Here is a 20,528-nt window from a genome sequence, read left to right on the forward strand (position 1 = left end):
TGCATCCTACTCCGCCAGCTCCCGCATGACCTTGATGAGGTCCGACTTGCCTTCGAAGCCGATGCCGGGCAGTTCCGGCATGGTGATGTGGCCGTCGATGACCTTTACCCCATCCGGGAATCCGCCATAGGGCTGGAAGAGATCCGGATAGCTCTCGTTGCCGCCAAGGCCGAGGCCGGCCGCAATGTTGAGCGACATCTGGTGGCCGCCATGCGGAATGCAGCGTGAGGGCGACCAGCCGAACTGACGCAGCACATCGAGTGTACGCAGATATTCCACGAGCCCATAGGACAGCGCGCAGTCGAATTGCAGATAGTCGCGGTCGGCGCGCATGCCGCCATAGCGCAGCAGGTTGCGGGCATCCTGATGCGAGAACAGGTTCTCGCCCGTCGCCATCGGCGCATCGTAGAATTCCGATATCGCCGCCTGCAGCGCATAATCGAGCGGATCGCCGATTTCCTCGTACCAGAAGAGCGGATAGTCGCGCAGCATCTTGGCATAGGCGATGCCGGTTTCCAGATCGAAACGCCCGTTTGCATCGACGGCAAGCCGCGCCTCAGGCCCGATTTCCGCGAGCACGGATTCGATACGGCCGCGATCCTCGTCGATCGAAGCGCCGCCGATCTTCATCTTGACCACGGTATAGCCGCGGTCGAGATAGGTGCGCATCTCCTTGCGCAGCGCGCTATTGTCCTTGCCGGGATAGTAATATCCGCCGGCGGCATAGACGAAGACCCTGGGATCGGCTTGCCTGCCCTTCATCTCCGCCAGCAACCGGAAGAGCGGCTTGCCCTCGATCTTGGCAACGGCATCCCACACCGCCATGTCGATCGTGCCGACAGCGACCGAACGCTCGCCATGGCCGCCTGGCTTCTCGTTCTTCATCATCGCTGCCCAGATCCGCTGCGGATCGAGATTGGTGCCGGCATCGTTGACGAGACTGTCGGGTGCCGCGTCCAGGATACGGTCCCTGAAGCGCTCGCGGATCAGCCCGCCCTGCCCGTATCGCCCATTGGAATTGAAGCCGTAGCCGACCACGCGCCGCCCGTCTCTGACGACATCCGTGACGACGGCGACAAGGCTCGTCGTCATCTTGCTGAAATCGATATAGGCGTTGCGGATCGGCGAAGCGATCGGCTTCGTCACTTCGCGGACATCGATGATGCGCATGGCAGTCTCCATTCTTCAGATGCTGATGTTCTAGGAGACAGGCGCCCTGTCGTCCAATGCCGATCCGGGCTCTTTCAATGCCGAAGCGGCATAGAGAATCTCGAAATTGCTTGAAATAATCGACAGGATGCCATTTCTTTAATGCCATCAAAGCATCACCAAAAGCGGATCGACATCAGTGGAAACGGCCTGGCTTGCCGACCTCAAGGCACTCGCGGAAACCCTGAACTTTTCGCGCGCCGCCGAAAAGCGCCATATCACGCAGCCCGCGTTCGGCCGCCGCATCAAATCGCTGGAGGACTGGTGCGGCGCCGAACTCGTCGATCGGTCCACGCACCGCCTGAAGCTGACCCCCGCGGGCGAAGCCATGCTGGCAGCGGCCGATGATGTCACCGCCCGTCTGGAGCGGGCCATCAGCGAAATCGAACAGATGCGGGCGGCGACCTCGACGGTGACCTTCGCCGCCACCCACGCACTGTCGTTCATCTTCTTTCCCGGCTGGATTCAAGGCCTCGGCCACGAGGCATCGACGATGCCCATCCGCCTCCTCTCCGACAATATGAACGAATGCGAGCGGATCATGATGGAGGGGCGTGCGCAGTTCCTGCTCTGCCACGATCATCGAAACAGCAGAATCCGTCTCGACATGAACGCCTACAGGCAGGTGCAGCTTGCGACCGACCGCCTGATCCCCGTCAGCGCACGGGACCGGGATGGCCGGCCGCTCCACAGCATTTCGGAGATCGCGGATCGCCCTGTCCCCCATCTTGCCTTCGAGGAAACGTCGGGCATGGGCCGCATCCTGTCATCCGCCCTTTCCGCCAGGACATCTTCGCTGCAATTCTCAACGGTCTTCACCTCGCATCTGGCAATGGCGCTGAAGGCACTTGCGATCGAGGGAAAGGGTGTGGCCTGGATACCGGAGAGCCTGGCGGCGGATGAGATGGGACCGGCTGGAAGACTGACCTCAGCCGGATCGGCGGATTGGGTGGTCGAGGTCAGGATCGTGCTGATCAGGCCAAGGGCGCGCATGACGGATATTGCCGAGAGCTTCTGGAACCTCGTTCAAGGCAAGGCTGGCATTCAAGCCGCCCATCGTGGTTCGTCATGACTCCGGCTCATTTCATGAGCGGCGCCTGTCTCAGCGCCGCATGAATATCGCTGACGACGGCAGCACCTTCGCCGACGGCGGCCGCTACCCGCTTCGTCGAACCGGCCCGGACATCGCCGATCGCAAAGACGTTCGGCAGACTGGTTTCCAGCTGCAGGGCGCGCCTTCCGAGCTCCTCTTCGACCTCAGGGCTGAAGGTCGTACCGGTCCTGATGAAGCCCCTGTCATCCGTCTTGATGCGGCACTTGATCCAGTCGGTATTCGGGTCGGCGCCGATGAACATGAAGACGCGGCGAAGATCGAAGTTCTTCTCGGACTGCGCCCTGAGCTCAGTGATGGTTGCCGCCAGCCGGCCATGCGGGTCTTCCGACAGCGCCGTCAGCTCGCATCCGAGATGCATCTCCACATTCGGCAGCGCCGCGATGCGATCGATGAGATAGGTGGACATGGTCTCGGCCAGGCTTCGGCGGATCACCAGGTGGAGACGCCGCACCCGCGGCGCAAGGAATGCGATCGCCTGGCCGGCCGAATTGCCGCCGCCGACGAGCGCGATATCGTCGTTTTCGCAGAGTTTGGCTTCGATCGCGGATGCCCAATAGGAAATGCCGGCGCCCTCGAAGCGCGCTATGTCGGGAATATCGGGCCTGCGATACCTGGCGCCCGAGGCAATGACGACGGTCCGTGCCTTGACCGCCCTGTCCCCGTCAATCCGCAGGACCATAGGGTCGGTCCTGCGTTTGCCGGCCGGGGCCGGAATGAGCTCGTTCACATCAAGCGGCAAGGCGATCTCCGCTCCGAACTTGAGCGCCTGATTGAAGGCGCGGCCGGCGAGCGCCTGGCCTGAAATTCCGGTCGGAAAGCCGAGATAGTTTTCGATGCGGGAAGAACTGCCGGCCTGCCCGCCGATCGAACGGTTATCGATGACGATGACGCTGAGCCCCTCCGATGCCGCGTAGACCGCAGCAGCCAGCCCCGACGGGCCGGCCCCGACGATCGCCACATCATAGACGGTTTCCGGATCGAGTTCCGGTGTTATGCCGAGGCAGCAGGCTGCTTCGGCATCGGTCGGATTTTTGAGCACCGTGCCGCTGGGGCAGACCATGAGCGGCAATTCGCTCGCCAGGATCCCAAGCCTCTCTACCAGGCCCCGGCCTTCATGGTCCGAGGCCGCATCGAGGACGACATGTGGATAACCGCTTCGGGTCAGAAAGCCCTGCAGGCGAACCAGATTGGGCTCTCCGGGATGGCCGATCAGAACGGAGCCGGCGCCGCCGAAATTGATCAGTTCCACACGCCGCAGGATATAGGCACGCATGATGATCTCGCCGATCTCGGCCGATCCGATGATGAGAGCCTTCAGATGCGCAGCATCGAATGCCAGCGCCACACATCCTTCCGGCCCGGCACGCCCGCCCGCAAGCACCGGCCGCCCGGAAAGCTGGCTGACCTCTCCCGAAAACTGCCCTGCATCATGGCTCGTGATCAGGGCTTCCGGCATCGACAAGCCGTCATGCCTGAAAACGTCGAGCCGGCCGGAAAGGATCAGCCATGCCGGCGAATGCCTGTCGCCGATCTGCGAGACGATCTCGCCGGGAGCAAAGGAATGCGGGCCACTGCTGGCAAAACGCCCGGCTATCTGGACTTGCGCGGCGCTCAGCACCGGAAACATCTGGTGACGGCGGGTTTCGAGACTGTCGGAGCTCATCTCGGCGCGCTCAATAATAGATCGGGATCGGGCCGCGCTGCGGCGTCTGATCCGGCAGTTCCACCATCGTCTCGTCGAGATAGCACCAGCCCCAGCCTTCCGGCGGGTCGTAGCCTTCGATGATGGGATGTCCCGTGGCATGGAAATGCGCCGTCGCATGCTTCCCGATCGACTGGTCGCAGCAGCCGACATGGCCGCATTCCCGGCAAAGCCGGAGATGGACCCATTCCTGCCCCTCCTCCAGGCATTCCTCGCAGCCGAGCGTCCTCGGTTCGACGGATCGAACGGCTGCGACATGTTTGCACACCGACATCTGCATCTCCTCTTTCTCTTGAAGTTCGCGCCTGCCGGAGGAAGATAGATCAAAAGACGATTTTCTCTAGCATAACCAGGCGCAGAACCGTTCCCCTCGCCGGCCAATATGCAGCGAGAGGGCCGCGCCCGCCATGCAGGCGAGATCGGTTAGTTCATCTTCCGCTAGAAAATATTGCAGCGCTGTGACCGCGGTCACTATCGGAAACAGCTACTGCTTGTATTTTGCCGCCGCTGGATGCTGCACCTACCAGCTGGAGAAGGGTCGCTGGGCCCCACTTGGTGGCCCTTCTCGTTTTTCCGCTGTCGATGATGGCGTGACGCGTCCGTTTACCGGAACATTTCGACGTGACTGCCGATCCTGCCGCCTTTTCGCACGCTGCTCACCGTGTCCTGCCGCGCGTCGGACGGCGTGTCGCCGAACCATGACACCATGAACAGAAGAAGCGCCGCTGCCATCAGCGGCGGGCCAAGATAGACGATCAGGAGGGAATTCAGCGGTCTCACGGTGGCGTCTTTTTCAGGTTTCTTTGTTTGACACGGATTTCAGGGCCGTTACGGCCGGTGCGGGCTCGTCGTCATCGGGCGTCACCGGGGAGCGCCGCGATATTGGCTGAAGCAAGGGTAACAGTCTGGGAGTGCGAAGCATTCAGCGAGAGATAAAGCCCCTGAACGCTATAGTAGGCCGCAACCCACATTAGCAGGCCGAGCTGAAGTGCAATGATAAAACAGTAGATCCTCATCGTTTCCCTTCGGAATCAGCTTTTACTAAGCCAAAACGTCAGAATTATTCTGTGCATCCAGGCACATAATAACGTCCTTATTTTCACAGATATCGCAAAGTTAGCCGATTTACTATTATCACCCACATAGCAAAAAGGTGGAAAAATAGGCCGACCGGATAAAACGGGCAGCATCGAAAGAATTATACTTGCCGCTCCGTTGGCGCGAGCGCCCGGTCCTCTCGAGCCCCATCATCGACTGGCGTGCCCCTGAACGACACTGATGGTGATCAAAGCTACCTAAACGATCTTGCCCATCACCGAACTGCCTCCGGCCGTCAATCAGATCAACCCAAGGTAGCCATTTACTTCGCCACATGCTAGGGTGCCGGCCAGAATAGGTACGTGAATGTCATTGTAGTTTCACTTGCCCCGGCAGGAGGCACTCAACAATATCCGGATTTAACAGCAATCGGAGGAAGACGCATGAGCGCCTTTTACGGCACAGCTGGAGATGATGTGTTTCGCACGCTGAACTCTACTCTTATAATAATCCCAGAGGCAGGACTTATCTTCGAGAACAGTGATGTTTACCTCGGCGATGAAGGCAACGACACCTTTCGCATCGCGACGTCGACTTTCGACTTGCCGGATCTCTTGGAAACATCAAACGATATTTTCGGGGGAGCGGATAACGACACCCTGATCTTCGCCCCTCCTCATGACTTTCCCGGCCAGATCGACGTCACGTTCTTCGGCAACGCAGGAACGGATTCCGCATACCTGAACTTTCAGCCGATGGGAGCTCTCGACGTCGATTTCACGAATTTCGGGCCGGGCACCTTCACATCCATCCTGGCCCTGACCCACGCAGACGGCAGTTATGCAGGCCAGTTCTTCATCGAACCTGATGTCGAGCATGTCTCGGTCATCGGTTCGAATTTCGCTGACCGGATGGTCGGCAATGCAGGCGACGACAAGCTGGATGGCAAAGGCGGGGCCGATACCTTCTTCGAAACGACTGGCAACGACACCTACATATTCGATGATACGGGCGATCGCGTCGCGGTTTATTCAGGGCCGCTGCTCACCCTTCCCGATGGCGGCGTAGACACGATCTGGACGACGGTCAGCGTGGATCTGCGTGACCAGGGGCCTGTCGAAAACCTGCGTCTGAACGGCACGGCGGATATCGATGCGACAGGCAACGACCTTGCCAACATGATCACCGGCAATGCCGGCAGCAATCTCATCGCCGGCGGTGCCGGCAATGACAGCCTCTACGGCAAGGGCGGCGCCGACACGTTCCATTTCGATGACATGGGCGCAGCCAGCAAGGACTTCATCTGGGACTTCGATTCGGACGACAAGATCAGCCTCGGCCCGGCCTTCGCCGGCCTCGATGTCGACAATAACGGCGTGGTGGACGCAGCCTCTTTCGAAATCGTCAACAAATTGGGTGCCGGCGGAACCAAGGCCGGCCCCGAGCTGATCTACAATTCCGCAACCGGCATTCTGTCCTACGACGCCGACGGCGCCGGCACGACCCATGCTGCCCAGGACATCGCGTTCATCGGCGTGAACAAGACGTTCTTCGACAATACCGACGTCCTGGCAAACAGCTCCCTGCTCGTCTGACCGCACGCCCCACATCTGGAAACGGCCGGTTTACCGGCTGTTTTCGCAGGGTATGGAGCATCCACCGGAAGGTGATTGAACCTTTAGCGATCTGCCCAAATCGCGCGAACGAGCGCATGCTGCCCTTGAGCCTGGCAAATAAGATTCAGGCCGGATGCTGGGGGGCATGAAATGCGCGATTTGCTGTCAAATTTCGAAGAAGACCATCGTAGTCTCGGTTATGGTGCAGAGGCTCCAACCCATGGGCATGGTTTTTCCCGGGTCCATGCGGTCGCCGCGATCTTGATCCTGTGTGCGGCGATCTTCTTTATCGGAGGCCATGGACTGGTCTAGAGCAACTCCGTCAAACGCTTTCAGCGGCATTTCCCGATTTGAAGAAGATCGGGATATCGGCAGCCTGCAATCATCCCGAACCGTCAGAACCCCGAACCGTCAGAACCAGAGATCGCGCACGCACCGCCCCTTGGAGGGCAGGTCTTCAAATGTCTCCAGCCCGTCGAAGTGATCGATCGGCAGATCGGAAACGAGATCCGGCGGCGCCAGCCGCAGGTTGACCGCCATCCGCCGGCGGCCATCCCTGTTGAGCCTCAGGCCGCGCCAGCTGAGCACGCAGGCGCAGGTCGGACAGAACAATATTTCCAGCGACGCAGTCTCCCGGCCGGTCCGCGTATAGGAGCCGGTCTCGCCGCTGACGGTGATCCGCTCGCCCTCGTAATCATAGGCCCAGAGCGCTCCATAGCGCCGGCAGAGCGTGCAGTTGCACGCCGTGATCGAGCCCGGATCGCCTTCCAGCGTCCAGCCCGCCTTGCCGCAATGACATGAGCCGACCAGCATCAGCGCACCGTTTGATCCCTGCCTGTTTGGAAGGATCCATCCTGCCTCAATCGGGCGCCACCTGCAAATTCCGTCCTTGCCGCCTGCAAATCAGATCATGCCTTGACTCCTTCTGAAATGAGAACATAATAAGAACATCCGTGGCGCTGCGGCCGCCATCCCGACAATCTGGAACTGAAATGCTCTGCAAGGAGAATGAGAACATGCGTCCGCAATTGGCCCCCAAAACCGATAGTGATGTCATCGCAAACGAAGACCTGAGCTGGGAGGTCGAGGCAGTGCTCTCCTGGCACGACGAGGATGCCAAGGCAGCTATCGCCACGCTTCTGCAGGACTGTCGCCACCTGCGCCAGCAGCTTGCGCTTGCCGAAGGCGCCCTCAGCCGGGGCATGACCCGCGGCTGGCGGCCTTCCTTCGAGCGCTCCTCCCTTGACCGGACATGAAACACCGCCGCAGCATCGATCTCGTCGCCAGCCATGAGGAGGTCGCAACCGACAGGGAGACGCTCGCCACCCTGCCGCAATGGTATGTCATCCAAGCCCAATGCCCGGCCTGTCAGCGCGAGACGAGGATCGACCGGCGCGTGCTCGCCTACCGCTACGGCAAGGACATATCGCTGGCGAGGATCAGCCTTCGCCTGAAATGCAGCGGTTGCGGCAACCGCACGGGAAACCAGCTGCTGCTCGGCAGGCTGCCACGCGATTGACCGCAATCCCCGCTTATCTGTCGGCCGAGGCAAGCAGCAGCCTTGCCGCCACCATCGCGCCGTCGGTTCGGATCGTGGGGGCAACATCCCCGGCGCGCTGGCGCATGTCGGGCTGCAATGCCGCCGAAAGCGCAGCGGAGAAGGTCTCCGGCGTCGGTATCGTTCCCGCATGCGCGACGCCGATGCCGAGTGCCGCAACGCGACCCGCCCAATAGGGCTGATCGGCTATCTGCGCCACAACCACCTGTGGCACGCCGGCACGGGCAGCGGCCGCCGTCGTGCCAGCCCCGCCGTGATGGACGATCGCCGCAACCCGCGGAAAGAGCGCCTGATGATTGGCCTCCTCGATGAGGAAGCAGTCGCGCGCGCCATCATCGGTCACCAGCCCGGCCCAGCCGCGCGACAGCACCGCACGCCGCCCTGCAGCGCGGATCGCCGCGAGGATGGCGCCCGAGGCCTCCTTCAGCGCATGCATCGGCATGCTGCCGAAGCCGACATAGACGGGCGCTGTTCCATTATCGAGAAAATCTTCCAGAGCCGCCGGCAGCGGCCGGTCGTCATCGAGCATCCAGGCGCCCGTCTGCACCGCGTCGATCAGATCCGTCGCAAGCAGCGGCCCGACCACAGGATCGGCCGCAAGCAACGGCCGGCGTGTCAGGACCGGATCGCGCACATTGTCCACCGTCGCCATGCCCATCGACGCGCGCAGCCGATTATAGGCCCCGCCGAAGATCGCATTCTTCGTTTCGATATCATAGTCCCAGAGGACCCGGTTGTCGGTCACGCCGGGCGGATGCGGACGGCCCTTGAATTCATGCGGCTTGTGATGATGCGACGGCAGGAAGATCGGGCAGAATGTCGCCCCGAAATAGCCGATGCCGGCCCGCTCTGCCACCAGCTGTGCCGCCGCCATTGCGGGAAACAGCCCCGCCGCGACGATGAGATCGCATCCTTCCGCGACTGCCGAAAGCGCCTCGAACTGGCCCGCCAATATCCCGGCTGCGCGTTCGGAAATGCCATCGGCCGAACGCTCCCGCGTATTGCTCTCGGCGCTCTTCATCACCTCGCTCACCCATTGCCGCACGGGCGTGTTTGCTGGCTCGAACGGCACGCCGAGCCGCTCGAGCAGCCCGGCAAACTCCGCATCCGGCGGCGCGCAGACCACCGCCTCTGCGCCAAGTCTCTGCAAGGCAACCGCCAGCGCCGCCAATGGCTGTACATCTCCGCGCGCCCCGTATGTGGAAAGCAAGACACGCATGCTCTTCTCCCGATGCTGTTGATCAGGATAAGCGTTCTACGCCTCGACCGGGGTCTTGCCGCAAGTCCCCCCTGCGCCATATCTAAAGGCATGGCAGGGATGATAATTGTTCTCGGCTGCATAATTTCCCGACATTTCCAGCGATGAGCGGCGGCGAAAGGCCGGCGGGTCTACGTCAGGAACCGGCTGAGATAGGCATAGCTGCGCGCCGCAAATTCGAAGGGCAGCCGCGGATTGTCGTGCTCGACGACGAAGAGCCGCGCGCCGCTTGCAACCGCCGCTCGCCAGAGCGACGGCCAGAGCAGCACGCCGGAGCCGACATTCGCCCAGCCGTCCTCGTCCGGGTCCATATCGTCAGGTGCCTGATCCTTGACATGCACGGAGACCAGCACCGACGCGTAATGCCTGATCCATTCGATGGCATTGGGCTGGGCTCGCGCCAGCCAGGCAATATCCGCCTGCCAGGTAAGCGGGCTGCCCCTGGCTGCCTCGAACATCAGCTCGAAGCCGTAGCGCCCGCCAATGGTGCGCTCGAAGCCCGCCATCTTGTTGTGATAGCCGAGCACGATGCCCTCTGCCTTCATCTGCTCCGAAAGCGACCCGAGCTCGTGGCCGATCCGCTGCCATGCGGCTTTCGTTTCCCTAGCCATCGCCGGCGCCGGATGCGGAACGAAAAGCTGCCCGATGCCGCATTGCTGGCAGGCATCGACAAAGCGCTGCCGCTCGCTGCGCAACGCCTCAAGCCCGACATGGGCGGATGGCGCCGAAAGCCCGTTCCTCAGAAGTCCGGCCTGCAGATTATCGGCATCGCGCAGATGCCCCTCGAGCGGCTCCACGGCGCCGTAACCGGCGCTCGCCGCCTTTTCAAGCTGCGTGCCGAGATCTCCGAGACCGCGCATAGAATAGAGCTGCAGCGAAAGCATCGGCTTCGTCATCGCTCATCCCCAGACCACTGTCGCCCTCGCCGGCAAGGCATCTTGACCGTTCCCTTAATCGAATCCGGGCACAGTTTCGCCTGTGTCGAGACAGATTGCGAGGGCAAAACGCCAAGATCACCCCAATGCCGGCAGGGCGGGCTTCGGCGACAGCTTGCGCTTCAGGTTGACGATATGGCGGCCGAAGGATCTGTCGATGCGTTTCACATCGATCAGCGTCAGGTCCCCGCAGGCGGAAAACGTGTGAAGGCCGTCGGGGTAGTCGGCAGTGGCGAGATCGCCCGTCAACTGCGCCGGCAGATGCGCGCAGGTCACATGCGTTTCGCTGAGCAGGCTGAAGCGCAGGAAGCGCAGGCCGCCGCCATAACTGACGCTGCAGTCCTGGACCGGCAGGATGACCTGACCCTCGGCGCCGATAAAGGGCGTGCCGCCGGGCCGGGCGCCGGAGCGATCCACAAGAACCGGATTTTGCGGATGGGTCTTCCACGGGCCGGTCAGGCGATCGGCAAAGGCGATATGCAGCTCGCGCTGGTCGCGCGCACCGGCACCGACGAGCGTGTAGAACATCCACCACTTGCCCTGATGCTCGATGAGGCAGGCCTCGGCAACGGGCATACCGGTCAGCAGCACCGTTTCCCGCACCCAGTCATCCGGGAACGAGCGGGCACGGTAAAGAGCGACCTCCCCCGCCTTATGGCTTTCCGGCATCATCAGCACCTCGCCATCCTGTTCGATCAGGAAGGGATAGGAGAGATGAAAAGGCCTGGTGAGCGCCACCGCCCTGCCGCGCCATTTGAGGTCCGGCCCCACCAGTTCGTGGCGCTCGATGAAACCGTGCTTGGTATGGTAATCATAGGCCTCCACGAAAACGTGCAGGCTATCGCCCTTCCTCACTGCGAAGGGATCGGCAAGATATCGCCACGGTCCGGGATCGGGCAGCCATGTGATGCGATCGGAAGAACTCGCCAAGGCTTTGGCATCGAGCAGCGTATCGGCGGGCGCCGGGACGATGCCCACCTGCCAGAAATCACTCTTGGGCTTCAGACGCATAGATCAACCGCGGCGGATCGATGTCGGGCACAGCCGGCACTGCGGCTGCGCGGGCAAGCCGGGAATAGAAATCGAGAACATTCGCAATACCTGCCGGACGGGAGAAAGGAGCCAAGTCGTAGCCTACGCGCGACAGGCGGACAACGGGCTGTTCCCGCAAGACATCGGCAAGCGCTTCGGCCAGCTGATCGATGGAGCCGGGCGCGACCAGCGTCACCGGCTGCTCACGCAGATATTCCGACGGGCCTTCGGCGGCCGTGGCAACGATCGGCAGCCCCTCGTGCATGGCTTCGAGAATGGCAAGGCCTGCAGACTCTTCTCGCGATGGTGAGACGAAGAGATCCAGGTTGCGCAGGAACCCCGGCACATTGTTGCAATGACCGAGCAGGTGGATGCGGCTGTCGCCTTTCGCGAGCTTCTCCAGCGCGGCGCGATGCGGCCCCTCGCCGACGATGACGAGAACGGCATTGTCGGGTGCCGACCGCCGGAAGGCCGACACGAGCACATCATAGCCCTTGCTGGGATGCAGACGCCCGACGCTGCCGACAAGCCGTGTTCCGCGCGACAAGTTCAGTTGCGCGCGCAGATCCATGCTCTCGGAAGATTTGACATCGGGCAGCCAGTTGGAAATCAGCGCCGACTGACCGTCAAATGTGCCGAGCCGCGTCGACTGGGCAGTGTTGACGCAGATCACTCCGTCGAGGCCGGCATGCTGCCTGGTCTTGTAGCCGACATGCAGGGTCGCGACCCTGGTGACACTGTCGCGCGCTGCGGCAAGCGCCTTGCAGCCGTGGCTGAGATGCCCATGCGCAATTTCGATTCCTGCCCGATCCATCAGCCGCCGCAGCCTCGGGCCACGCAGAAACGGAAAAGCGAAACCGTGAAAAGCCACCTCTTTCGAGAGCAGGCCGGCAATCGGCGAGCCGTATCGTCCCGCAACGTGAACCTCGTGGCCAAGGGAAGCCTGGCCGTTGGCAAGATCAGCGCAATATCGTTCCGATCCAGCGACCCTGGAGGAGAACAGGACATGCAGGATTTTCAACTTATGAGATGCTGCCGTATCGACAGCCTCATAGGCGCGCGGACGCAACTCACCCACGAAATCTTTTCGAGCGCTCACAATACACCTCAGACCGATAGCCGACCGAGTTGAGTTGTTGGCGAAACACTTCTCGATAGGTTTCGAGGATGATCTACATCGGAGAACCTACGCAAACAAGACTGCGTAACTATACAGAATCGTAAGCTTTTAGCCACGGAATAACCATTTTTTCGGTAACCCGCTGAACTAATTCTTGAAAAATTGCGACAGTATCCCGCACGACTGTAACGCCGATAAAACAGCCTGCCAAAGTGCCAGAAAAAGTCGTGTGACCGACCTTGCCAGCAATTGCGAGGTTGCGCGCTCTGAAAAGCGGGTCCGGTCCGGGCGCCTTATTTTTTCAATGCGTAGTTGATCCTGCGGGCCGTCTCGGCGATGCGGATCGCATAGGTCGGCAATCGCCTCCACCAGGGAAATTTGGTGGCCCTGTAGACTGACCGTGTCCCGATGTTCGAGCCGCCCTCTTTTACGACGGCTACATTCTGACGGGTCGTGTAGATCCGCGCCCGGGACGCCCAGCCCCGCTCCAGTTCGACATCCCAGGGAAACCGCATGGTGCCGATCGCCTTGAGGAGCTTCAGGGCGCCCATCCGCGTTACGACATAACAGGCGGCCGACCCCTGCGGACCATGCGTTGCCCGCCCGATCTCATCGCCGACTGCCGAGGCGGCAACCGGCCTGAAACCGACGATGCGGTGGTTGAAGAGCTTGATCACATCGGCACCCGGCACCGCCGCGATTGCCGCTTCGGCACGCGCGATGAGATCGGCAGACAGAATGATATCGTCCTCGACGATGATGCAGGCGGCCTTGCCGGTCTCCAGAAAGGCTTCGAGCACCTTCAGATGGCTCCGGTAGCAGCCATATTCGCCGGGCAGCATGGTGCGGCCGTTGTTGCGCTGAAAGGCGCGCTCGTCACAGGCCACGCGCTGATCCGCGGGAACCTCCCGACCGTCGACGCCGGCAACGCGAATGAGATCGAACTGCAAGGCTTCGGCCTGATCGGACAAGGCATTCCACCGCTCCGTTGAGCGGTCGAGATTGATCACATAAATGCAGGTCGTCATCGCCCAACCGTGGTTCTGCAGCCCAGGGCAGCCACAAGCCTCCGCGAGGCCGGGCGTCCCGTCATGAAAGTTCGCCTAGCACTTCCCCCGCCGGCTATGCAACCTGTCGTCGTTGCATGACAGCGATGTTGGTGACGAATTTCTCGTTATTCGACCAGGAGCAAGTCCGCGACCGCAATGACATCGGCTTGAATTGCGGGAGCGGAGCCTCTAGCACTCATACCCCATCGAACAGCATTTCAGGACGCATGACTTGCCCGCCTTCCCCTTCTCGCTAAACGACCCTATCCAGCATCACGGCCCTCTTCCGAAAACCTCCGACGTCGTCATCATCGGCGGCGGCGTCATCGGTGTTTCGACGGCGCTGTTCCTGGCAAAGCGCAAGATTTCCGTGACGCTCATCGAGAAGGGCCGCATTGCCGCCGAGCAGTCCTCGCGCAACTGGGGCTGGATCCGCAAGCAGGGGCGTGATGCGGACGAACTGCCCATCGTCATCGAGGCCTGCCGCCTCTGGGAAGAGCTTGCGGCAGAATGCGGCGAGGATATCGGCCTTTTCAAGACCGGCGTCACCTATCTCGCCAACTCGGACAAGGAGATGGCCGGCTTCGAGACCTTCATGAAGCTCGCGAGCGCCTACGATCTCGACACCCGCCTGCTCGATGGCGGGCAGACGGCTTCCCTCTTCCAGGGCATGTCCCGCAAATTCGCCGGCGCCATGACGACGCCGTCGGACATGCGCGCCGAACCATGGCTCGCCGTGCCCGCTCTTGGCCGGCTCGCCGCCCGACTGGGTGTCACGATTATCGAAAACTGCGCGGCGCGAACCCTTGATATTTCCTCGGGCAAGGTGAGCGGCGTCTGGACCGAGGCCGGCCGCATCGAGACCTCGAGCGTGCTCGTCGCCGGCGGTGCCTGGTCGTCGCTCTTCCTGAGAAGACACGGCGTCTCCATCCCGCAGCTCGCCGTCCGCGCCACCGTTGCCGCAACCGAGCCCCTGGCCGAAATCCACGCAGGTGCCGCCGCCGGGGCCGATGTCGCCTTCCGCCGCAGGCAGGATGGCGGCTACACGCTGGCGCCGAGAGACCATCGCCTCTATCTCGGCCCCGATGCCTTCCGCCACGTGACGAAATACCTGCCGGCGCTCATGGCTCACCCGTTCGGCACACGCTATTCGCCCGCGGCTCCCCAAGGCTTCCCGGACAGCTGGTCGACCCCGCGCAACTGGACTGCGGATGCAGAAAGCCCCTTCGAACGGATGCGCGTGCTCAACCCCGCCCCCGAACAATCCAGCCTCGAAGCGATCAGGCGCGATTTCCAGCGCCTCTTCCCGCAGTTCGGAACCGTGCGCCTGAAGGCGAGCTGGGCCGGCATGATCGACGCCATGCCCGATATCGTGCCGATCGTCGACCGCGCCGAGGCCATCGCCGGCCTCTTCGTCGCAACAGGCATGAGCGGCCATGGCTTCGGTATCGGCCCGGGCATCGGCCGCGTCGTCTCCGACCTGATCCAGGGCAACGCCCCCGGCCACGATCTCAACCGCTTCCGGCTGGCGCGCTTCACCGACGGCAGCCGCATCCGGCCGGGACCGGCGATCTGATCCGACGCGAATGCCTGCCACCTTGCCCGGGCAGGACAGATTACCGGATGATCAGGTATAGGGATTTTTCGGCGACACCTCGATCCGGAAGCCCTGCTTCTTCAGGTCGCGAAGAAGCTCCGGAGCAGGCGGTTTCTTCAGGCAGATCATGGTCACCAGCCCCGGCGACAGCAGCCGCAGGCTGCAAGCCATATCCTGCGCATAGATGCCTGACCAGTAACCCGCCAGCCGCGCAGAAGATTTCGATTTGCTTGCGCCGCTGAGCGGCCCCCACCAGAAGCCGTTCATGGGCCGCCAGGCGATCCCGTAATATCCGAGCGCCGTCATGATCTTGAATGTTTCCGATCGCGACAGGCGGAAGACGAAATTGCCGACAGGCTCAAACTGGTCGTAAGCATGCTCGCCGCGCAGGAAGCGCTTGATGCTTCTCTTGAGGTTTCCAAGCGGCGAATGACCATCCAATGGTTCGATGAGCACGACACCCAGGCGGGAAACGCGCAGCATCTCATAGAGGCCGACGGATGGCCGCGGGAAGTGATGATAGGCTTCCTTGCACAGCACATAGTCGAATTGCTCGTCGTCGAAGGATATCTTTTCGGCATTCTCTTCCGAATAGCCGTCGATCCAGTTTCGCCGCTTGGCAATTTCGAGCGTCGATGCGGATATGCTGGTTGCAAGAACCGATTGGACGTGCGGCCGCAGGAAATTGGCATCGGTCCCGAAGCGGCCATCGCCGACCGTCATCCAGCTCGTGCCTGCAGCGTGCCTGAGGAGCGGATTGAGCGACGCATACATCCGGTCGTGATGCAGGCAGTCGACCGTATCCTGGGCGACGTAGCGCGACGGCAGATGGCTTTCTGACGCATTGTTATCTTCATCGGAGCGATGCCGGAGATAGGTATCGCTGATGCGTGCGGAATTGGGATATTGAACTGAAACCATGGGAACCCACCCTCAACTATCAACCACGCGCACTCAAAGCGCCAGACTGTTTGCCCGGCTCACTGGACGCAAGGCCGCCCAACGCGGCCTCCTTCGCCCTAGGCCATCATCACTAGGCTACCGGCCAATAGGCACGCAGCACACATGCTCTTAAGGACAAATTCTCTAGACCGGCCACCAACCTTTGGGGGGCAAGTGCCACCCAAGGGCTTAGATGCGGCAACGTCATGAGCGGATGGCAATGCCCATCGGAAGTATCACCGGAGCGAGCCTGCCTGAGACTACTGCTATTCCATTCCCGCTCTACTTCCGCCTCGCGATGAAAACCGATGTCGTCATGTTCCTGGTGACGACACCGCCGAAATCACCCCTTGCGAGATCTTCCAGCGCGTCCAGCAGCTCTTCCCGCTTCTCCGCCTCCAATGCCACGACATTCGAATAGGTCGCGTAGAGCCGCCGCACCGCGGGCGGATCGAGCGTCAGCGTCCACTCGAACATGACAGGCGGATCGCAATGGAATGAGGCGGCCTCGAAATCCCGGAGCCGGGCCTCGCTGTCGAGCCCGTAAGGCGTCCGCGTCGTTCCCCCGCCCGATGGACTTTCGCGATGCCCCGCAAAGAGATGCGCACTCGCCTCATGGAAGGGATCGGGCCTGATATTGTCCCCGAAGACGTTCCAGATCAGAGCGACCGCGCCGCCATGCCGAAGCAAGGCATGGATATGCCGCAACGCCGGAACGGCATCGAGCCAATGAAATGCCGTTGCGCTGACGACGAGATCGAAGGATTCCGGCGCCTCGTTCAGTTCCTCGAAAGGCTGCTCGATCACCTCGAGTTCGGGGCGATGCAGCCGCGCTCGCAGGAATTCCGCAAGCCGGCTGTCCGGCTCCACCGCCAGAAGCCGCTGCGGCCCGTGATCCAGGAGATGCTCGGTAGCAAGCCCGGTCCCTGCCCCGATCTCCAGTATCGAAAAACCCGGTCGCAAACCCACCCGCTGCCGCAACACCTCCCACACCGAAGAAGGATAGGGTGGCCGGGCCAACTGATAGTTTTCAGGGCTCAGTCCAAAGGCTTGCCGGCCGAACGAACGGGCAAGGATGTCACCAGACATGACGATCTCCGCGCTGACAGCCCGTAGACCTATCCCATTCCGCAAGAAAGCGCATTCACGAACCGAGCAGGGACACGACCCCGCTCGCGATATCGTAGCGCGCCGCGACGACCTTGAGCTTTCCCTCCTTGGCAGCACCCGCAATCACGGTCGAGCTCCGGCTGATCAGCGTCGCCTGCATCTTGGCGTTGGCGTCGACGGCAGCCTCGAGATTATTGCCCGCAGCATTTACCGCAGGCCAGATCGGCGCATAGAGGGCCCCGATCTGACCGGGCACGGCCTTGCCGTCGATCGTGGCTTTCACCGCGCCGCAATTGCTATGGCCGAGCACCATCAGCAGCCGCGCGCCGAGAACGGCAACGCCATATTCGAGGCTGGCGATGATCTCGGGCGTGGCGATATTTCCGGCAACGCGCACGACGAAGAGCTGGCCGATGCTCTGGTCAAAGACGAACTCCACGGGCACGCGTGAATCGGCGCAGGAAAGCACCGCCGCGAAAGGCTCCTGCTTTTCCGCAGTCTTCGCCTTGAGGATCGACAGGTCCTCGTTGAGCGACTGGAGACGCCCCTCGGTGAACCGCTTGTTTCCCTCCATCATCGCCTTCAGCGCTTCGTCCGGCATCATCGTACTCTGCGCCGAAACAGGCCCGGCGGACGCGACGGCAATCCCGGCCGCCAACGCCGCACCTCCCAGCGCGCTGCACAGGAAACGCCGCCGCCCCTGATCGTCAGGCAGATCGGGACAGCTGCCGCAGCCGCAAGCCACACCGGAATATTGCTTGAAATCATGCATCTTCCCCTCCCCGGGTTGAACCCACGATTGACATGCCGAAACCCGCAGCCCGCTTGCCCATGGCAGCGCGAGCGCCGAGCTTGTGCAAGTCGCCCAAACGGGTGAGGCACAACCAGCCGTTATCGGCGGATGAATGGCACCCCCTGCGGAATATTTCACGGCGCGAACGCCCTCGGCCTATCGACGGCTTGTCCTTTCCATGCCCCCGATGCATCGAGAGACACGTCGGGGAGATGGGGGCGGCCAATGACATCGGGCATCGTTTTACTGCTGTTTCTGTCAGGCGTCGCGGGTGGCGTGATCAATGCACTCGCCGGCGGCGCGACATTGCTCACCTTCCCCGCCATGCTCGCAGCCGGCCTGCCGCCCATTACCGCCAATGCCTCGAATGCGGTAGCGATCGTGCCGGGCCATCTGCTCGCCGTCCTCGCCGACCGCGGCAAGGTACTGCCACTCGACGCAAAACTCTGGTCGTCCGTGCTGGTCTGTCTCCTCGGCGGCGCCATCGGCGCGCTGCTGCTGCTTGCCTTGCCCGAACGGCTCTTCGTCCTGCCCGTTCCGGCCCTGATCGGCATTGCCACCCTGCTCTTCCTCTTCTCGCCGCGCATCGCCGCCTGGGCGGAAGCAAGGCGCGGCGATGCCGGGCCCTCACGCGGCCTCGGCCTTTCCGTCCTCGGCCTCTCGTCGATCTACGGCGGCTTCTTCGGCGCCGGCCTCGGCGTCATCCTGACGGCGGTTCTCTCGATTGCCGACCCGGACGATATCCGCCGGGTGAAAGCCTTGAAAAACCTGCTTGCGACCTCGGTCAGCATGGCAGCCGTCGTCATCTTCATCGCCGAGCGCGCCGTCCGCTGGCCGGAGACCCTGACGATGCTGTCTGGCGCCCTGCTGGGCGGCTATCTCGGAGGCACCCTCGTGCGCGTGCTGCCGGCCATCGTGGTCCGCTGGTTCGTCATCGTCACCGGCGCTGCGATGACGATCGTCTACGCGGTCAAATACTGGAGTTGAGGCCCGTCGCGATCCTCACCCCAGCCGCCAGAACCGCTTCAACCCTTGCCACCGTTTCACGATACGGATCACGATGGGCGGCGGGATCTTCTTGGTGTCGGCCACCGTGCCATGCCGCGTGACAGGCGCTCGTGGATCAATCAGGAAGGCCACCATCACGCAGTCGCTCGCCGCCTCTGCCGTCAACACTTCGTCTGACAGCAGCAGCCCCTGCTCGCCTTCGCCAAAGGCCTGCCCGCCGGCGAGAACCGCGCCGCTGAACACGTAGAAATACAGCTCGCACCCCTGCTTATGCGGGAACTCCGCCCGCATGCCCGCCCCCAGCCGGATATCGAAGAAGTCGATCCGGTTGCGAACGAAGAACGGCGCATCGCCGCCTGCCGGCCCGACAAGATGCCGCCAGCAATTGGGCGCGCCGTTAGGCGTTGCCCCATACTGGATGCCGGGTTCGAGATCGACTGCATCGGGCCGCACTAGGATCTGCAGCATGCGCAGCGGCGGATCGGAGGCCAGCGTCTCCTCGGAGTGCCAGAAGCCGCGGCCGGCATTCATGACCATCAGATGCCCGCTGTCGCATACCAGCCGGCCCCGCGCCCTGTCTTCATGGCGCATGACGCCTTCAGGCACCCAGGAGATGATTTCGTCGTTGCGATGCTCGTGCATGGCAACGCGCCGGCCCGGATGCAGGATGGACTCGACCACCATCGCCAGCGGCCCGTGGCCATGGTCCCCAGGCTTCGGCTTTATCCATCCGGGCATGTTGACATGCGCGACAAACCCTCCCGCGTCGCGCACAACGAAGGTTCGTTCGCCCTTGAGCAGCATCGCATCCTCCTTGCCTGCAGGCGGTGACGATACCGGTCCATTAGCGCCCGGATGCCGTTCAAGGTCAATGAAGCGGGCTCCTGGCGGGCGCAGGTCGCGCCATTATTGCCGATGCTGGTCCGCTCCAAGCTTCGATATCAGTTCGGCAACCGCTTGGTCCGCACTCTGCTTCGCAGTGTCGATCACGATCGGGCTTGCGCCCCAATCCTCATAGTCGCGTGTGACGATCTCTTCCCAGCTCGGCTTTCTCAGCCCCGGAACATCGCTTGCACGCGTCTCCGCCCGTCGGCGATGCTCATCCCGGTCCGAGCAGACGATTTCGATCTCGATGGCCGGCACGCCCGATTTCGCCGCAACCGACAGCCAGGCATCCCGGGTCACCTTCAGGGGATTGACCGAGTCCGCCACGACAATCTTGCCAAGCTTGAGATTGTCTTCGGCGAGCCCGTATCCGACCATGTAGCCTGCCGGGCCGACCTCCGATCTCAACATGCCCGAAGCCCGTATGGCCTGCTCGATCGTGTCGATACGCAGATGGACCGCCCCAAGCTCCCTCGCCAGGGCACGCGCAATCGTCGTCTTTCCCGACCCCGGCAAACCGCCGAAAATGATCAGCATGAATAGGCACCTCCCGCGTGCTGAT

The 20,528-nt window shown here is 62.1% G+C and carries 21 protein-coding genes; 6 read left to right on the plus strand and 15 right to left on the minus strand.

Translation table 11 applies throughout. The annotated features are described in order from the left end of the window. Positions 1-6 precede the first annotated feature (6 nt). Complete coding sequence (locus tag FHX06_RS01300) at positions 7-1,170, minus strand: mandelate racemase/muconate lactonizing enzyme family protein (RefSeq protein WP_183877767.1); 1,164 nt, start codon at positions 1,168-1,170, stop codon at positions 7-9. Positions 1,171-1,348: 178 nt separating this feature from the next. On the opposite strand from FHX06_RS01300, the gene FHX06_RS01305 reads away from it, so the two are divergent. Next, positions 1,349-2,281: a LysR family transcriptional regulator gene (locus tag FHX06_RS01305; RefSeq protein WP_112546936.1), complete on the plus strand. Its 933-nt coding sequence runs from the start codon at positions 1,349-1,351 to the stop codon at positions 2,279-2,281. A gap of 7 nt (positions 2,282-2,288) precedes the next feature. On the opposite strand, the gene FHX06_RS01310 is transcribed toward FHX06_RS01305, so the two are convergent. The 3 genes from FHX06_RS01310 to FHX06_RS01320 all read right to left on the minus strand — a co-directional run bounded on the left by FHX06_RS01310 (position 2,289) and on the right by FHX06_RS01320 (position 4,805). Then, positions 2,289-3,986, minus strand: coding sequence for an FAD-dependent oxidoreductase (locus tag FHX06_RS01310; RefSeq protein WP_183877770.1), 1,698 nt, complete (start codon positions 3,984-3,986; stop codon positions 2,289-2,291). A gap of 10 nt (positions 3,987-3,996) precedes the next feature. Further along, positions 3,997-4,299 (minus strand): UBP-type zinc finger domain-containing protein, encoded by a 303-nt coding sequence (locus FHX06_RS01315; RefSeq protein ID WP_112969439.1) that lies wholly within the window; start codon positions 4,297-4,299, stop codon positions 3,997-3,999. A gap of 329 nt (positions 4,300-4,628) precedes the next feature. After that, complete coding sequence (locus FHX06_RS01320) at positions 4,629-4,805, minus strand: hypothetical protein (protein WP_018115235.1); 177 nt, start codon at positions 4,803-4,805, stop codon at positions 4,629-4,631. A 701-nt stretch (positions 4,806-5,506) separates the two neighbouring features. On the opposite strand from FHX06_RS01320, the gene FHX06_RS01325 reads away from it, so the two are divergent. Next, a complete protein-coding gene (locus FHX06_RS01325) occupies positions 5,507-6,658 on the plus strand; it encodes a calcium-binding protein (protein WP_183877772.1) in 1,152 nt (383 codons plus the stop codon). Positions 6,659-7,090: 432 nt separating this feature from the next. Here the strand turns inward: FHX06_RS01325 and FHX06_RS01330 are convergent, their stop codons facing one another. Further along, on the minus strand, positions 7,091-7,492 hold the full coding sequence (locus FHX06_RS01330) for a GFA family protein (RefSeq protein WP_113147437.1): 402 nt from the start codon (positions 7,490-7,492) through the stop codon (positions 7,091-7,093). Positions 7,493-7,695: 203 nt separating this feature from the next. Between FHX06_RS01330 and FHX06_RS01335 the strand changes: the two genes are divergently transcribed. Further along, positions 7,696-7,935: a hypothetical protein gene (locus FHX06_RS01335; protein WP_113206027.1), complete on the plus strand. Its 240-nt coding sequence runs from the start codon at positions 7,696-7,698 to the stop codon at positions 7,933-7,935. Continuing rightward, a complete protein-coding gene (locus tag FHX06_RS01340; RefSeq protein ID WP_018115229.1) occupies positions 7,932-8,198 on the plus strand; it encodes a hypothetical protein in 267 nt (88 codons plus the stop codon). Before FHX06_RS01335 ends, FHX06_RS01340 begins: the two co-directional genes overlap by 4 nt. 13 nt (positions 8,199-8,211) lie before the next feature. Here the strand turns inward: FHX06_RS01340 and FHX06_RS01345 are convergent, their stop codons facing one another. The 5 genes from FHX06_RS01345 to FHX06_RS01365 form a co-directional block, all read right to left on the minus strand. Continuing rightward, a complete protein-coding gene (locus FHX06_RS01345) occupies positions 8,212-9,456 on the minus strand; it encodes a glycosyltransferase (RefSeq protein ID WP_183877774.1) in 1,245 nt (414 codons plus the stop codon). A 170-nt stretch (positions 9,457-9,626) separates the two neighbouring features. Further along, positions 9,627-10,391 (minus strand): sugar phosphate isomerase/epimerase family protein, encoded by a 765-nt coding sequence (locus FHX06_RS01350; protein ID WP_183877775.1) that lies wholly within the window; start codon positions 10,389-10,391, stop codon positions 9,627-9,629. A gap of 117 nt (positions 10,392-10,508) precedes the next feature. Continuing rightward, a complete protein-coding gene (locus FHX06_RS01355) occupies positions 10,509-11,441 on the minus strand; it encodes a glycosyl hydrolase family 43 (protein WP_183877778.1) in 933 nt (310 codons plus the stop codon). Continuing rightward, positions 11,419-12,561 (minus strand): glycosyltransferase family 4 protein, encoded by a 1,143-nt coding sequence (locus FHX06_RS01360; RefSeq protein ID WP_312866392.1) that lies wholly within the window; start codon positions 12,559-12,561, stop codon positions 11,419-11,421. Before FHX06_RS01360 ends, FHX06_RS01355 begins: the two co-directional genes overlap by 23 nt. Before the next feature lie 314 nt (positions 12,562-12,875). After that, positions 12,876-13,610 carry a glycosyltransferase family 25 protein gene (locus tag FHX06_RS01365; RefSeq protein ID WP_183877780.1) on the minus strand — a complete coding sequence of 245 codons (735 nt, stop codon included), beginning with the start codon at positions 13,608-13,610 and terminating at the stop codon, positions 12,876-12,878. A gap of 253 nt (positions 13,611-13,863) precedes the next feature. On the opposite strand from FHX06_RS01365, the gene FHX06_RS01370 reads away from it, so the two are divergent. Further along, positions 13,864-15,207 (plus strand): NAD(P)/FAD-dependent oxidoreductase, encoded by a 1,344-nt coding sequence (locus FHX06_RS01370; RefSeq protein WP_183877781.1) that lies wholly within the window; start codon positions 13,864-13,866, stop codon positions 15,205-15,207. A gap of 51 nt (positions 15,208-15,258) precedes the next feature. On the opposite strand, the gene FHX06_RS01375 is transcribed toward FHX06_RS01370, so the two are convergent. The 3 genes from FHX06_RS01375 to FHX06_RS01385 all read right to left on the minus strand — a co-directional run bounded on the left by FHX06_RS01375 (position 15,259) and on the right by FHX06_RS01385 (position 18,052). Further along, positions 15,259-16,149, minus strand: a complete 891-nt coding sequence (locus FHX06_RS01375; RefSeq protein WP_183846759.1) for a class I SAM-dependent methyltransferase — start codon at positions 16,147-16,149, stop codon at positions 15,259-15,261. A gap of 303 nt (positions 16,150-16,452) precedes the next feature. Further along, complete coding sequence (locus tag FHX06_RS01380) at positions 16,453-17,259, minus strand: class I SAM-dependent methyltransferase (protein ID WP_183877783.1); 807 nt, start codon at positions 17,257-17,259, stop codon at positions 16,453-16,455. A 55-nt stretch (positions 17,260-17,314) separates the two neighbouring features. Then, on the minus strand, positions 17,315-18,052 hold the full coding sequence (locus FHX06_RS01385; RefSeq protein WP_183877785.1) for a carbonic anhydrase: 738 nt from the start codon (positions 18,050-18,052) through the stop codon (positions 17,315-17,317). Positions 18,053-18,298: 246 nt separating this feature from the next. On the opposite strand from FHX06_RS01385, the gene FHX06_RS01390 reads away from it, so the two are divergent. Next, complete coding sequence (locus FHX06_RS01390; RefSeq protein ID WP_183877787.1) at positions 18,299-19,060, plus strand: sulfite exporter TauE/SafE family protein; 762 nt, start codon at positions 18,299-18,301, stop codon at positions 19,058-19,060. A 15-nt stretch (positions 19,061-19,075) separates the two neighbouring features. Here the strand turns inward: FHX06_RS01390 and FHX06_RS01395 are convergent, their stop codons facing one another. Together FHX06_RS01395 and FHX06_RS01400 are read right to left on the minus strand one after the other, a co-directional pair. Then, entirely contained in the window at positions 19,076-19,885 is an 810-nt protein-coding gene (locus FHX06_RS01395; RefSeq protein WP_183877789.1) for a pirin family protein, read from the minus strand. Between the two features lie 102 nt (positions 19,886-19,987). Further along, on the minus strand, positions 19,988-20,503 hold the full coding sequence (locus tag FHX06_RS01400; protein WP_183877791.1) for an AAA family ATPase: 516 nt from the start codon (positions 20,501-20,503) through the stop codon (positions 19,988-19,990). Positions 20,504-20,528 lie beyond the last annotated feature (25 nt).

The organism is Rhizobium sp. BK512, assembly GCF_014194915.1.
Taxonomy (GTDB): Bacteria; Pseudomonadota; Alphaproteobacteria; order Rhizobiales; family Rhizobiaceae; genus Rhizobium.

Excerpts from the sequence above, each read along its gene's own strand:
- FHX06_RS01400 (WP_183877791.1), bottom strand. The coding sequence starts at position 20,503 with ATGCTGATCATTTTCGGCGGTTTGCCGGGGTCGGGAAAGACGACGATT.
- FHX06_RS01310 (WP_183877770.1), bottom strand. The coding sequence starts at position 3,986 with ATGAGCTCCGACAGTCTCGAAACCCGCCGTCACCAGATGTTTCCGGTG.
- FHX06_RS01345 (WP_183877774.1), bottom strand. The coding sequence starts at position 9,456 with ATGCGTGTCTTGCTTTCCACATACGGGGCGCGCGGAGATGTACAGCCA.
- FHX06_RS01365 (WP_183877780.1), bottom strand. The coding sequence starts at position 13,610 with ATGACGACCTGCATTTATGTGATCAATCTCGACCGCTCAACGGAGCGG.
- FHX06_RS01385 (WP_183877785.1), bottom strand. The coding sequence starts at position 18,052 with ATGCATGATTTCAAGCAATATTCCGGTGTGGCTTGCGGCTGCGGCAGC.
- FHX06_RS01375 (WP_183846759.1), bottom strand. The coding sequence starts at position 16,149 with ATGGTTTCAGTTCAATATCCCAATTCCGCACGCATCAGCGATACCTAT.
- FHX06_RS01355 (WP_183877778.1), bottom strand. The coding sequence starts at position 11,441 with ATGCGTCTGAAGCCCAAGAGTGATTTCTGGCAGGTGGGCATCGTCCCG.
- FHX06_RS01395 (WP_183877789.1), bottom strand. The coding sequence starts at position 19,885 with ATGCTGCTCAAGGGCGAACGAACCTTCGTTGTGCGCGACGCGGGAGGG.
- FHX06_RS01335 (WP_113206027.1), top strand. The coding sequence starts at position 7,696 with ATGCGTCCGCAATTGGCCCCCAAAACCGATAGTGATGTCATCGCAAAC.
- FHX06_RS01390 (WP_183877787.1), top strand. The coding sequence starts at position 18,299 with ATGACATCGGGCATCGTTTTACTGCTGTTTCTGTCAGGCGTCGCGGGT.
- FHX06_RS01380 (WP_183877783.1), bottom strand. The coding sequence starts at position 17,259 with ATGTCTGGTGACATCCTTGCCCGTTCGTTCGGCCGGCAAGCCTTTGGA.
- FHX06_RS01315 (WP_112969439.1), bottom strand. The coding sequence starts at position 4,299 with ATGTCGGTGTGCAAACATGTCGCAGCCGTTCGATCCGTCGAACCGAGG.
- FHX06_RS01330 (WP_113147437.1), bottom strand. The coding sequence starts at position 7,492 with ATGCTGGTCGGCTCATGTCATTGCGGCAAGGCGGGCTGGACGCTGGAA.
- FHX06_RS01300 (WP_183877767.1), bottom strand. The coding sequence starts at position 1,170 with ATGCGCATCATCGATGTCCGCGAAGTGACGAAGCCGATCGCTTCGCCG.
- FHX06_RS01325 (WP_183877772.1), top strand. The coding sequence starts at position 5,507 with ATGAGCGCCTTTTACGGCACAGCTGGAGATGATGTGTTTCGCACGCTG.
- FHX06_RS01340 (WP_018115229.1), top strand. The coding sequence starts at position 7,932 with ATGAAACACCGCCGCAGCATCGATCTCGTCGCCAGCCATGAGGAGGTC.
- FHX06_RS01350 (WP_183877775.1), bottom strand. The coding sequence starts at position 10,391 with ATGACGAAGCCGATGCTTTCGCTGCAGCTCTATTCTATGCGCGGTCTC.